Here is a 15,388-nt window from a genome sequence, read left to right as displayed (position 1 = left end):
AAAAGGTGTGTGGAATTGATGGCACAATCGGCGCAAATTCAAGATATTTATCCGTTATCGCACATGCAAGAAGGAATGCTGTTTCATTCACTGATGGATTTCAGCTCAAAAGCCTATGTCGAACAGACCTCGTTTACGATCACAGGCAATCTATGTATCGACTCGTTTCAAAAGAGCTTAAACCTTCTTGTCTCAAGGTATGATATTTTCAGAACAATTTTCATTAAAGAAGTACCAGATCTTACAGGGCCGCAGCAGGTAGTCTTGTCAAACCGTGAATTGATAGTATATAGAGAAGATATTTCTCGCCTGGCTGATCAAGACCAGCAGTCGCTGATTGATGCTTTTATGACCAAGGATCGGGAAAAAGGATTTGATTTGCAAAAAGATCCATTAATGCGCCTTGCCCTTTTTGATAGAGGCGACAGCCAATATACATGTGTCTGGACACATCACCATATCATTATGGATGGCTGGTGTCTCGGCATTATTCTGAAAGAGTTTTTCAGCATGTATGATTCACTCAAAAATAACTCACCTGTACAGTTTGGCAGTACGGTGCCGTACAGCCGTTATATTGAATGGCTCGGAGAACAAGATCAAGAAGAGACTGCTGCTTATTGGAGCGAATATTTGAAGGAGTACGGGAATACTGCTTCTATTCCCCGGATAAAGAGCCGCCCAGCGGACAGGGATTACGAAGCCGCTCAGGTCCGATTTTCTTTAGCGCCGGAAATGGTTGAGAAACTGACTACGGCCGCTCAAAAATGGGGAGTCACACTAAACACGTTGTTTATGAGTATTTGGGGCGTGCTTCTCCATCGATATAATGCCGCTGATGATGTCGTTTTTGGCTCCGTTATTTCTGGACGTCCGTCAGCGATTGACGGGATTGAATCAATGGTCGGCTTGTTTATTAATACGGTCCCAGTGCGAATTCGATCTGCTGAGGGCATGACGTTTTCTTCGCTGGCCAAAACTGTGCAGGAGGATTTTTTATCATCTGAACAGCACGGGTATTATCCGCTTTATGACATTCAAAACCATAGTCCATTGAAGCAAGGTTTGATCGATCATATTTTTGTTTTTGAAAATTATCCCGTACAGCTTGATCAGGCATTACGCATCGAGAGCGAGAATGAGGAAAATGCGCTGAAGCTAGGTGACATTTCAATGTCGGAGCAAACCAATTACGACTTTAATATCGTGATCGTTCCGGGAGAATCATTTTATATCAAATTCAGCTACAACGCAGCCGTTTATGAACGTGAGGAGATGCTGCGGATACAAGGCCATCTAAAGCAAGCGCTTGAATGCATTGTGACACATCCCGATGTTGCCGTCAGTGACATCAATATCGTGCCGCCGGAGGAACAACAGGTTATCCAATTGTTTAATGAAACAGAGCGTCCTTATGTGAACAAAACGATATCCCAATTGTTCGAGGAACAAGCTTACAAAACACCCGAAGCTGCTGCATTGAAAATGGGAGACGAATGCTGGACCTATCGTCAATTAAACGGAAGGGCCAATCAGATTGCGCATGCTCTCATAGAAAAAGGGGTTGGATCTGGAGATATCGTCGCTGTGATGATGAGGCGGTCAATGGAAATGCCAGCAGCTTTACTAGGGATTTGGAAAGCGGGGGGCGCTTATATGCCGCTTGATCCAAATGTTCCGACAGAACGTCTTTCTTTCTTGCTGAAGGACAGTCAAGCGGCTCAAATGCTGATAGAAGAAGACCTTATGACATTTATCCCGCCGCACTATGAAGGAAACATGATATCGATAGAACGAACAGAAAGCCTTCAATCAGCAGCTCCAGATGTGCCGCCTGGTGATCTTGCCTACTTAATTTATACGTCGGGAACGACAGGGCGGCCTAAAGGTGTTCTTGTTGAACATCAAGGCATTGCCAATACATTGCAATGGAGACGGGAAGAGTATGGCATGACCGAACAGGATATATCCCTCCATTTGTTTTCATACGTGTTTGACGGCTGTGTAACGAGCTTATTTACCCCGCTTTTATCCGGTGCTTGCGTATTGCTGACAACGGATGACGAAGCGAAGGATGTGCTAGCCCTTAAGCGAAAAATAGCCCGTTATAAGGTCAATCACATGATCATTGTTCCTTCTCTGTACCGGGTGTTATTGGAAGTAATGACTGCTGAGGATGCAAAAAGTCTTCGTATTGTGACATTTGCTGGTGAAGCGGTCACACCTGACCTGGTTAAGATGAGCGAAAAGATTTGTCCTTCTGCAGAATTGGCAAATGAATACGGTCCGACCGAAAATAGTGTGGCAACAACAATATTGCGTCAACTGAACGAAAAAGAGAGGATCACGATCGGACACCCGATAGCAAACACGAAGGTATTTGTTTTGTACGGAAATCAGATACAGCCGATCGGCGCGGCGGGCGAACTGTGTATTTCCGGCGCGGGCCTTGCGAGAGGATACTACAAACAGGCGGAGCTGACAGAGAAAGTATTCTACGATCATCCATTCCTTGAAGGGGAGCGCGTATACCGAACAGGTGATGCAGGCCGTTTTTTGCCGGATGGAACGATTGAATATATTGGACGTTTTGATGATCAAGTGAAAATTAGGGGTTACCGCATTGAACTGGGAGAGGTTGAAACGGTTCTTCGACAGATACCAGGTGTAAAGGAAGCAGCCGTACTGGCCCGTAATGTTTCTGCTGGGGAAAAAGAGCTTGTTGCTTATATCGTTCCGGAAAAGGGAAACAGTCTCCCAGATTTGTATCGGCATCTTGTTGGGACATTGCCGTCCTATATGATTCCAGCAAGTATGATCAACATCATCCGAATGCCATTAACATCCAGCGGAAAGCTTGACCGCTCAGCACTTCCTGAACCTGAAACAAATACGAGCCTCACATATATGGCGCCCCGAACCTTAATCGAAGCTGATCTCGCACGTATTTGGGAAGATGTGCTGAATAAACAGCCAATCGGCATTCGTAATGATTTCTTTCAGTTAGGCGGACAGTCCTTAAAAGCGACCTTACTTGTATCAAGAATACATAAAAAGCTTAATATTGAGCTGCCGATCAGTGAGGTTTTTTCAAATCCGACAATTGAAAGCATGGCTGTCAAATTGATGAGCTTAAAAGAACATGCTTTTACACAGATTGAACCTGCGGATCAAAGAGATGTCTATCCGCTGTCTTTTTCACAAAAGCGAATATATGCTCTTCATCAGCTGGCAGATGACAGCACTGGCTATAACATGCCCGCTGTACTTGAATTAAGCGGATACCTCGATCGTCAGCGGCTGAGAAGCGTTCTCACAGAACTTGTGATTCGGCATGAAGCATTGCGGACTGTTTTTGTGATTGATGGAGGAGAGGCCGTACAGCTCATTTATCCTGAGATGGACTTTGATCTGAAAGAGCTTGAAATGGAATCAGACCAAATGCTTGAGTCTGCAATTGAGTCCTTTATCAAACCGTTTGATTTATCGTCCGGCCCGCTTTTTAGAGCATGTCTCGTTTCGATGGGCAATAACCGCGGATTTTTGCTGCTTGATATGCATCATATTATCGCTGACGGTGTCTCGATGAGCACTTTAGTCCAAGAATTTACTGACTTATATTGTGGAAAAGAGCTTCCAGCATTAAGCCTGCATTATAAAGATTTTGCTGTTTGGCAACAAGAGAAGTATCCTGAAGAATTACACAAAAAACAGGAGGCCTATTGGCTCAATCAGCTAGGGGGGAGTCTTCCTGTATTAGATTTACCGCTTGATCAAACAAGACCGCGTCTCCCCGATTTCAGCGGCGGAACAATCGAAGTCAACATTGATAAAGACACGGCTGATGAGCTGCACCGTGTAATGGCAGAAACGGGAACAACATTGTATATGATTCTTCTGGCTTCCTATTCTATTTTGTTATCTAAGCTCAGCAGACAAGAGGATATTGTTGTCGGCTCACCTGCTTCCGGAAGACCGCACGCCGATCTGGAGCGCGTCATCGGGATGTTCGTCAATACATTAGCAATTCGCTGCCAGCCCGAGGGCCGCAAAACGTTCAGCTCGTATTTGCAGGACATTCGCCACCTGGCTCTGACAGCTTATGAGCATCAGGATTATCCTTTTGAGAAGCTGGCAGATAAGCTCGATACACATAGAGAAGTAAATCGCAACCCGCTGTTCGATGCGATGCTCGTGCTTCAAAGCAGTGATGATTTTCAGTTCGAAGTGCCGGGTCTATCGATTTCGTCTGTCACTCCTAAACACGATATATCTAAATTTGATTTGACCTTGCACGCTGAGGAGCATTCTGGCGGAATCCGCTGCCGTTTTGAATACAGCACTGCTCTTTTTGAAGAAGAAACCATTGCACGGTGGGCATCATATTTTATTGAGCTGATAAAAAGTGTAACGGCGGATACCGAGATGAGGATTTCTGGTATGCAATTGCTTCCTTCTGAAGAGCGTGACTTGCTCCTTGAAAAAATGGGACAGTATGCAGCTTATCCAAGAAATGAAAACATTGTAAGCTTATTTGAAAAAAAAGCCGCTGAACATCCCGAGCATCTCGCAGTGGTGTGCGGTGACTCTCAGCTTACCTATCGAGAGCTGAATGAAAAAGCCGAGCGGACAGCTGCTCTGCTGATCAAACGAGGAGTCAGCGCTGGGGATATCGTCGGTCTGATGCTCGATCGGTCATCTGATATGGTCATTGGTGTTTTATCGATTTTAAAAGCTGGAGGGGCCTACTTGCCGATTGATCCTGAATATCCTCAGGAACGTATTAGCTTTATGCTCAATGATAGCGGGACAGAGATATTGCTGACAGAGCGCAGTCAAAACAAGCCCGCAGGCTACAACGGACATATTTTGTATATCGATGAAGGCGAAAACGACTCAATTCCGGCTGATTATAACATTCAAATATTAACAGATCAGCCTGCATACGTGATATACACATCCGGAACGACTGGCCAGCCAAAGGGCGTCATTGTCGAGCACCGCAATGTGATCAGTCTCTTAAAGCATCAAAACCAACCTTTTGAATTTGGCCATGAAGACATCTGGACGTTCTCTCATTCATATTGTTTTGATTTCTCTGTATGGGAAATGTTTGGGGCGTTATTGAACGGAAGCACACTAGTCGTGGTCTCTAAGGAAACAGCCCGTGATCCCCAGGCATTCCGATTATTGTTAAAAAAAGAACGCGTCACTGTACTCAATCAGACCCCAACAGCTTTTTACGGCCTGATGCATGAAGATCAAAACCATTCGGACCGATTAACCATCCGCTACGTCATTTTTGGCGGTGAAGCTTTACAGCCAGGCATGCTTCAAAGCTGGAATGAAAAATATCCTCATACCGATCTCATCAATATGTACGGTATTACAGAAACGACGGTACATGTAACGTTCAAAAAATTGTCCGCAGCAGATATTGCAAAAAATAAAAGCAATATCGGCCGGCCTCTTTCAACTCTGCAGGCTTATGTGATGGACGCTCATATGAATCTGCTGCCTATCGGAGTTCCAGGGGAGCTGTATATAGGCGGTGAAGGTGTGGCACGGGGATATCTAAACAGAGATGAGTTAACCGCTGACCGTTTTGTACCCAATCCATACCTTCCGGGAGACAGATTATATCGCACGGGAGATCTTGCTAAACGCCTGTCAAATGGCGAGCTGGAATACTTAGGACGCATTGATGATCAGGTTAAAGTCAGAGGGCATCGCATCGAGTTGGGTGAAATCCAAGCGGCTCTTCTCCAGCTTCCAATGATTAAGGAGGCAGCTGTCATTACCAGAGCAGACGAGCAAGGGCAAACAGCTATATATGCTTACATGGTGATAAAAGATCAACAAATTGCGAATATATCAGACATCCGGATTTCTCTAAAAACCATGCTGCCTGATTTTATGCTGCCCGCCCGTTTGATACAGATTGACAGCATCCCGCTAACTGTTAATGGCAAGCTTGATCAGAAAGCTCTCCCGGAACCTGAAAAACACACTTATACTGCTGATGATATCAGCCCAAGAGATGAGATTGAAAAGGTGATGGCTGAAATTTGGGAGGAGCTTCTTGATGTAGATGAGCTGGGCGTAAACGCCAATTTCTTTGAACTGGGCGGAGATTCTATTAAAGCGCTGCAGGTTTGTGCCAGACTGAAGCAGCGCGGATATGAAACGACAGTACGTGAGATGTTTGAACATCAGACTCTTGGTGAACTGTCCGCTCGTGTCCAAAAAGCCGTACGCGTCATTGACCAAGGTCCGGTCGAAGGTGAGATCACTTGGACACCTATCCAGCAATGGTTTTTCTCGCAATCTCTGGAAAGCCATCATTTTAACCAGTCCGTTATGCTCTACCGGTCTGAACGATTTGACGAGATTGCGCTCAAAAAGGTGCTAAAAAGCCTGGTAACCCATCATGACGCACTGAGAATCATATGCCGGTATGAAAATGGCAGCCCGGTTCAGCTAAACAGAGGCATAGATCTGCCAGATGAGGAGCTATATGCTTTTGAACTGTTTGATGTAAAGGGTAACGCAACAGACACACATAGCAGGATTAAGGAAGCAGCCAGCCAGATGCAGGAGCATATGCGTTTGGAAACCGGCCCCTTGCTTCACGCTGGATTGTTCAGAACCGAGAATGGTGACCATTTGTTTCTGACGATTCATCACTTAGTCGTTGATGCGGTTTCTTGGCGCATTTTGTTTGAGGATTTTTCAACAGCTTACAAACAGGCAGTCTCAGGAGAATCTATTCAACTGCCGCAAAAAACAGACTCATATTTAACGTATTCACAAAAAATAGCTGACTACTCAAAAAGCCGTCAAGTGCAGCGCGAAGCAGCGTATTGGGACGAGTGCGAGAACCGTCACATTCAGCCTGTTCCAAAAGACAATGACGCAGCACCTAACACATTCATAGATACAGAAATGATTGATTTTGAGCTGTCCCGCCATCACACAGAATTACTGTTAACGGCTGTGCATAAAGCTTACAGCACGGAGATGAATGATATCCTTCTGACAGCTTTAGGACTTGCTTTGCAGCAATGGACGGGCAATAACCAATTTAAAATCAGCATGGAGGGCCACGGAAGAGAATCCTATCTTGACGACATTGATATTAGCAGAACTGTTGGCTGGTTCACCTCCATTTATCCTGTGTGGCTTGATATGAGCGATTCTGAACATAAGAATAACGATGAGCGGCTGGGCCACCTCATTAAACAGACAAAAGACATGCTGCATCGTATACCGCATAAAGGTGTGGGCTACGGTGTGCTGAAATATATCAGCAAAAAATGGGACTCTGAGAAAAACAGCCCGGAAATCAGCTTTAATTATTTAGGTCAATTTGATCAGGATATTCAATCAAAAGCCTTTGAAGTGTCTGACATCAAGCCAGAAAATGAGATCAGCCCGAACTGGGAGCGGCCTTATGTACTGGATATCAGCGGTGCCATTTCTTCGGGATGCCTGAACCTGCACATCATCTATAACAGGCTACAATTTGAGGGAAAAACAATCCAAACATTTGCCGGGCATTTTAAACAGACACTGGAAAACATCACTGAGCATTGTACGGGCAAAGAAAGCCGAGAATGGAGCGCATCGGATTTCACTGATGAAGATTTAACGCTTGATGAATTGAACGAGATTATGGGAGCCGTCAACAAACTATAGGGAGAGGAGATTCATCTGATGCCGCAGCAACCCGAAATACAGGATATATACCCTTTGTCTTTTATGCAGGAAGGGATGCTTTTTCACTCATTGTATGATGAACAGTCGAGAGCTTATTTTGAACAGGCCTCTTTTACGATCAATGGACAGCTTGACTTGGAGCGTTTCCAGAAAAGTATGGATGCTGTTTTTGACAGGTACGATATCTTTCGAACAGCATTCATCTATAAAAATGTTGCCAAGCCTCGTCAGGTCGTGCTCAAGCAACGTCCTTGCCATGTTCATTTTGAAGATATTTCTCATCTCAATGAAAAAGATAAAGAACATTGTACAGAGGCATTCAAAGAGCAGGATAAATCCAGGGGATTCGATCTGCAAACGGATGTACTAATGAGAATATCTATTTTAAAATGGGCGCCTGGTCGTTATGTCTGTATTTGGAGCCACCATCATATTTTAATGGATGGCTGGTGTTTAGGCATTGTCATTAAAGATTTTCTTCACATTTATCAAGCGCTGGGTAAAGGCCAGCTTCCTGATTTGCCTCCCGTACAGCCGTACGGGACGTATATTAAATGGCTGATGCAGCAAGATCGTGAAGAAGCAGCTGAGTACTGGAAAAAGCGGCTTCAGCATTTCGAAAAATCTACACCCCTGCCGAAAAGAACAGATCAAATTCCGAATGGGACACTACAGCAGATCACGTTTACCATTCCTGAAAAAGAAACCGCCGAATTACAGAAAATCGCAACAGCTTCTGGTGCGACACTAAACACTGTTTTCCAAGCTTTATGGGGGATTATGCTTCAAAAGGTCAATCGCAGCAGCGATGCTGTGTTCGGTTCAGTTATATCAGGCAGACCTTCTGAGCTAAAAGATGTGGAAAACATGGTCGGGCTTTTTATCAATACCATTCCTATTCGAGCCCAAAGTGATTCTCTGTCTTTTTCTGACCTAGTCAGGAGAATGCAAAAGGACATGAATGAGGCAGAAGCCTATAGTTACTTCCCCTTGTATGATATTCAGGCGCAGAGTGCTCTAAAGCAAGAGTTGATCGATCATATTATCGTCTTTGAAAATACACCTACCCAGCAAGAGATCGAAAAACTGAATCAAGCGGGGTCATTTGATTTCTCCGTCAAAGATTTTGAAATGGAAGAGGTGACCAATTATAAATGCAGTGTCAAAGTGATCCCAGGCCGTACCTTGTACGTTCGGATTCATTTTCAGACCGGCGCTTATCAACCAAGCATGATGTCCGAAATAGAAGATTATTTGCTGCACATGGTCTCTGACGTCATCTCTGATCCATCTCTTCCTGTGTCAAAGATGACATTGCTTGATGAGAACAAAACACGGAAAATCGTTTCTCAAAACAACAGGTCAGTATCTGTTTCGCCTGAAGCCCCAACTCTGCATGCTCTGTTTGAACGACAGGCGGCTTTCACACCGGAACGGACAGCCATTCGATTTTCAGACGGTTCGCTGACGTACGCTGAGCTTGACATGTATGCCAGCCGGCTGGCCGCCCGCCTTGCGGCACGCGGCGTCTCGAAGGAAAGCATCGTAGGTGTCCTGTCTGAGCGGTCACCTGACATGCTGATCGCTGTACTTGCTGTATTAAAAGCTGGCGGGGCGTATTTGCCGCTTGATCCTGAGTATCCAGAGGAGCGGCTGAGCTACATGCTGAAAGACAGCGGGGCAGCGCTCTTGCTGACACAGCCGGGGTGCTCCGCACCGAGCTTTTCCGGAGAGACGCTTGAAGTTGACCTGACATCACTTGCGAGAGAAAAAGCAGAAAACCATGTATTTGTTTCTGCTGACAGCGGTTCTCTCGCCTATGTCATCTATACGTCTGGCTCCACCGGGCAGCCAAAAGGGGTAGCCGTCGAGCACCGCCAGGCTGTTTCTTTTCTGACCGGCATGCAGCACCAGTTTCCGCTTCAGGAAGATGACATTGTCATGGTGAAAACCTCTTTTTCCTTTGATGCGTCTGTGTGGCAGCTGTTTTGGTGGTCGCTTTCCGGTGCTTCGGCTTATCTGCTTCCTCCGGGCTGGGAGAAAGATCCGGCATTGATCGTCAAAGCCATTCATCAGGAAAACGTGACAACGGTTCATTTTATTCCGGCTATGCTGAACAGTTTTCTCGATCAAGCGGAAATCGCAACACTAAGTGACGGGACAAGCCTGAAGCGTGTATTCGCCGGAGGTGAACCGCTTGCACCCCGTGTGGCAGCGCGATTTGCTTCTTTATTGCCTGAGGTATCGCTGATCCATGGCTATGGGCCGACAGAAGCAACAGTTGACGCGGCATTCTACGTGTTGGACCCAGAGAGGAACAGGGACCGCTTGCGGATTCCGATCGGGAAGCCTGTACCCGGTGCGCGTTTGTATGTTTTAGATCCCCATTTAGCCGTACAGCCCTTAGGTGTCTCCGGTGAACTGTACATTGCTGGAGCGGGTGTGGCCAGAGGCTATTTGAATCGGCCGGCCTTAACGGAGGAGCGTTTTCTTGCCGATCCGTTTTACCCGGGTGAACGCATGTACAAAACAGGGGATGTAGTCCGCTGGCTCCCTGACGGGAATATGGAATTCCTCGGCCGCACGGATGATCAGGTGAAAATCCGCGGCTACCGGATTGAGCCCGGAGAAATTGAAACGGCGCTTAGAAGCATAGAAGGCATAAGGGAAGCGGCCGTTACCGTACGGACAGACAGCGGCGAGCCGGAATTATGCGCTTATATAGAAGGACTCCCGAGAAACGAAGTGCGGGCGCAGCTGGAGAGACGGCTGCCGGGCTACATGATCCCAGCCCATATGATCGAGATGGAACAGTGGCCGGTTACGCCAAGCGGAAAGCTGGACCGGAACGCCCTGCCAGCTCCTAACGGAGCGGCAGATGCAGAGACCTACACAGCGCCAAGAAATGTGACCGAGATGAAGCTTGCCCAGCTGTGGGAAGACGTCCTGAAAAACGGCCCTGTCGGGATTCACGACAACTTCTTTGACCGCGGAGGACATTCCTTAAAAGCAACGGCGCTTGTCTCCCGAATCTCAAAAGAATTTGATGTACAGGTGCCACTGAAAGATGTGTTTGCCCATCCGACGATAGAAGGACTGGCTTCTGTTATCCGTGAAGGAACGGACAGTCCATATGAAGCGATAAAGCCGACGGAACAGCGTGAGACCTATCCGGTTTCATCTGCCCAAAAGCGGATCTATGTCCTTCAGCAGCTGGAGGACGGAGGGACAGGCTACAATATGCCGGCTGTATTAGAACTGGAAGGGAAGCTTGATCCAGAAAGGCTGGACAGGGCTTTCAAAGCGCTGATCAATCGCCATGAGTCGCTGCGGACCTCCTTTGAACAGGATGGAGGCGGTGAGCCGGTGCAGCGCATCCATGACGAGGTGCCGTTCACATTACAGACGACAGTTCTCGGCGACCAAACTGAACAGGAGGCCGCAGCCGCGTTTATCAAGCCGTTTGATCTCAGCCAAGCGCCGCTGTTCCGTGCCCAAATCGTAAAGGTATCAGATGAGCGGCACCTGTTGCTGGTTGATATGCATCACATCATTTCAGACGGTGTTTCCGTCAACATTCTGATTCGGGAATTCGGAGAGCTGTACAACAACCGGGCCCTTCCGACGCTTCATATTCAATATAAAGACTACGCCGTATGGCAAGAAGGATTCAAAACAGGAGACACGTACAAAACGCAGGAGGCGTACTGGCTGAAGCAGCTCGAGGGCGAGCTGCCGGTGCTGGATCTCCCGGCTGATCAACCCCGCCCGCCGGTGCGAAGCTTTGCGGGTGACAAGGTCTCATTTACGCTTGATCAAGAGGCCGCATCAGGGCTTCACAAGCTGGCACGGGAGAACGGAAGCACACTGTACATGGTGCTCCTTGCGGCCTACACAGCGTTATTGTCACGCTTAAGCGGACAGGAAGATATCATCGTCGGCTCGCCAATTGCCGGACGTCCGCACAAGGATCTGGAGCCGATACTCGGCATGTTTGTGAACACGCTGGCGCTGCGGACACGCCCGGAGGGCGGGAAGCCGTTTGTACAGTATTTGCAGGAAGTGCGCGACACTGCATTGGAAGCCTATGAGCATCAGGATTATTCGTTCGAAGAGCTTGTCGATAAGCTTGAATTGACAAGGGATATGAGCCGGAATCCGCTGTTTGACGTCATGTTTGTTCTTCAAAACATGGATCAGGAATCGTTGGACCTGGATGAACTGTGTCTCAAACCTGCAGCAAACAATGGGCATCAAACGTCCAAATTTGATTTAACCCTATATGCTCAGGAACAGCCCCACGGTTTGCTGACGTTCCAAATGGAGTTTAGTACTGACTTATATAAGAAAAAAACGATAGAAAAGTGGCTTCAATACTTCATCAATATGTTACTCTCCATCATCCAGGACAACAAAGCCGTTCTCGGAACAATAAATATCCTGAATGAAGATGAGGCCCATTACCTTATCCATGAACTCAATCGTACAAAAATGGATTATCCAAGAAATGAAACCATCAGCAGACTCTTTGAAATGCAGGCGGAACAAACGCCTAATGCCATAGCAATTGTCAGCGATACACAAGAGTTAACTTACGCGGATCTGAACAGCTGGGCAAATCAAATTGCTTCAGTTCTACAGAGAAAGGGAGTCGGTCCCGATCGAGTCGTAGCCTTGTTGGCAGGACGAACGCCAGAACTCATAGCAGGTATGCTGGGCATTCTGAAAGCCGGGGGAGCCTATCTGCCTATCGATTCTAATCTGCCTGTTGAACGCATAGCTTATATGCTGTCTGACAGCAGGGCAACATTACTCCTTCAATCTGAAAAAACAGAAAAACAGCTAGTAGGCATCGAATGTGAACAAATCATAATCGAAGATATTCAAAAGCAAGGAGAGGCGAAGAACGTTGAATCTTCAGCAGGGCCCCATTCACTTGCATATATCATTTATACCTCTGGATCAACCGGTAAACCAAAGGGTGTCATGATTGAGCAGCGAAGTGTCATTCGTCTTGTGAAAAACAGCAATTATATTACATTTACACCAGCTGACCGCCTTCTGATGACATCATCAATCGGTTTTGACGTTGGATCATTTGAATTTTTTGGACCGCTGTTAAATGGTGCCGCTTTGCACCTGTCCGATCAACAAACCTTTCTCGATTCCCAACAGCTTAAGAGATACATAGAACATCAAGGAATCACAACGATGTGGCTGACCTCGTCTCTATTCAATCATTTGACAGAGCAACTCGAGACAACATTTTCGCAGCTTAACCATCTGATCATAGGCGGAGAAGCTTTGTCGGCAAGCCACGTCAATCGAATCAGAAATGCCTGCCCGGAAGTATCGATATGGAACGGATATGGGCCAACCGAAAATACAACTTTTTCGACATGCTTCCACATTCAAAAAACATATGAACTCTCCATTCCGATCGGGCGGCCGGTTGGCAATTCCTCCGCTTATATCTTAAATCAATGGGGAATGCTGCAGCCGGCCGGAGCTGTTGGCGAACTTTGTGTCGGCGGAGATGGCGTTGCCAGAGGGTATTTACGCCGTCCTGATTTAACGAAAGAGAAATTTGTCCAAAACCCATTTGTACCCGGCGATCGACTGTACCGCACAGGTGATCTGGCGCGCTGGCTTCCCGATGGCACAATTGAGTACGTTGGCCGTATTGATGATCAAGTAAAAGTCAGAGGCTATCGGGTAGAGCTGGGCGAGATCGAATCAGCACTTCGCCACATAGACGGAGTCAAAGAAGCGGCGGTGTTGGCACGTACAGGACAGTCAGGGAGCAAAGAGCTGTTTGGCTATATCAGCGTAAAAGCGGGCACGAATGCTGAACAAGTGCGTTCTCTTCTCGCCCGTTCACTGCCTAATTATATGATTCCGGCGTATATCATTGAAATGGAGAATCTTCCGCTCACATCGAACGGCAAATTGAACCGGAAAGCACTGCCTGAACCAGATTTCGCATCTAAACAAACATACATCCCGCCACGCAACGAACTTGAAGAGCAGCTGGCATTGATCTGGCAGGAGGTTCTAGGCATCCAGAGGATCGGAATAGAGGATTCATTCTTTGAATTGGGCGGCGATTCAATCAAAGCGCTTCAAGTTTCTGCACGTCTCGGGCGCCACGGGTTAAGCTTGCAGGTAAGTGATTTATTCCGTCATCCAAAGATAAAAGACTTATCACCATTTATTCGTAAAACAGAGAGAGTCATAGAACAAGGACCTGTTCAGGGAGATGTTCCATGGACGCCTATTCAGAAATGGTTTCTCTCACAAGACATAGAAGAACGACACCATTTTAATCAGTCTGTCATGCTTTTCCATACTGACCGTTTGTCTGAAGACGCTCTTAGAGCATCCTTAAAAAAGCTGGCGGAGCATCATGATGCGCTTCGGATGGTTTATCGTAACGATGGCGGGCGATGGATTCAAATCAACCAAGGCATTCATGAATCACAGCTATACAGGTTAAAAATATCTGATCTTTCACAATCTGAAAACGATTGGGAAACACAAATCAAACGAGAAGTTGCAGATCTTCAGCAAAGCATCAATTTGCAGGAAGGGCCATTGTTACATGCCGCGTGGTTTAAAACACTGACCGGAGATTACTTGTTCCTCGCGATCCATCATCTAGTCGTTGACGGTGTGGCATGGCGGATTTTGCTGGAGGATTTGTCAGCAGGGTACCAACAAGCGTCCTCAGGCCAGCCGATTGATCTTCCGCCTAAAACTGATTCCTACCAGGAATACGCCAGACGGATTCAGGAATATGCCCAAAGCAGCAAGCTGATTCGTGAAGAGGCGTATTGGCGAAGTGCAGAAGAACAGCAAACTGCGGAACTGCCATATGAAATGCCGCTTCATGAGAACACTGGCTGCAGCAAGAGGGACTCGGTAAGCTTTTCACTCTCTGAAGCAAACACTGACGTTTTGTTGCAAAACGTCAATCACGCCTATGGTACAGATACACAAGATATTCTGTTAACGGCGGCATCGTTGGCGATTTGTGAATGGACAGGAGGAAGCAAGCTCCGAATCGCTATGGAAGGACACGGAAGAGAGCACATTATGCCGGAGTTGGATATCAGCCGGACGGTCGGCTGGTTTACATCCATGTACCCGGCCCTCATAAGCTTTGAAAATCAAAGGGATGAGCTGGGAACCGCAGTAAAAACCGTTAAAGATACACTTGGCCGGATACCAAACAAAGGGATAGGTTACGGTATGCTGAAATACCTCACACACCCTGAAAACAAAAGCATTGCGTTTTCAAAAACACCTGAAATCAGTTTTAACTATTTGGGCCAGTTCAACGACATCGAAAGACAGGGCAGCTTCCGCCCATCAAGTCTTGGAAGCGGAAAGGATATCACTCATACATGGAAGCGTGAGCAAATCATAGAATTAAGTGCAATGGCAGCAGACAAAAAGCTTCATTTCAATCTTAGCTATCCGCCGGCCCGTTTCCTTAGAAACACAATGGACCAGCTTATCAACAGGATCGAACACTTTTTGCTGGACATTATGAAACACTGCGCCGGTAAACAAAAAGCAGAAAAGACACTGAGCGATTTTAGCAGTCAATCATTAACGGCAGAGGATTTGGACAGTATATCCAGCTTGGTGGAAGAATTGTAGAAAA

General features: G+C 46.7%; 2 protein-coding genes. Both read left to right on the top strand.

Translation table 11 applies throughout. The features are described from left to right. The first annotated feature begins 18 nt into the window (after positions 1–18). On the top strand, positions 19–7,698 hold the full coding sequence (locus CDO84_RS08910; RefSeq protein ID WP_040083004.1) for a non-ribosomal peptide synthetase: 7,680 nt from the start codon (positions 19–21) through the stop codon (positions 7,696–7,698). 18 nt (positions 7,699–7,716) lie between these two features. After that, entirely contained in the window at positions 7,717–15,384 is a 7,668-nt protein-coding gene (locus tag CDO84_RS08905) for a non-ribosomal peptide synthetase (protein WP_040083005.1), read from the top strand. The last annotated feature ends 4 nt before the right edge of the window (positions 15,385–15,388 follow it).

Origin of the sequence: Bacillus sp. MD-5, from assembly GCF_002201875.1 — a bacterium.
Taxonomy (GTDB): domain Bacteria; phylum Bacillota; class Bacilli; order Bacillales; family Bacillaceae; genus Bacillus; species Bacillus stercoris.
Note: the sequence above shows the minus strand (reverse complement) of the source record. Positions and strands in the feature narration are given on the sequence as shown.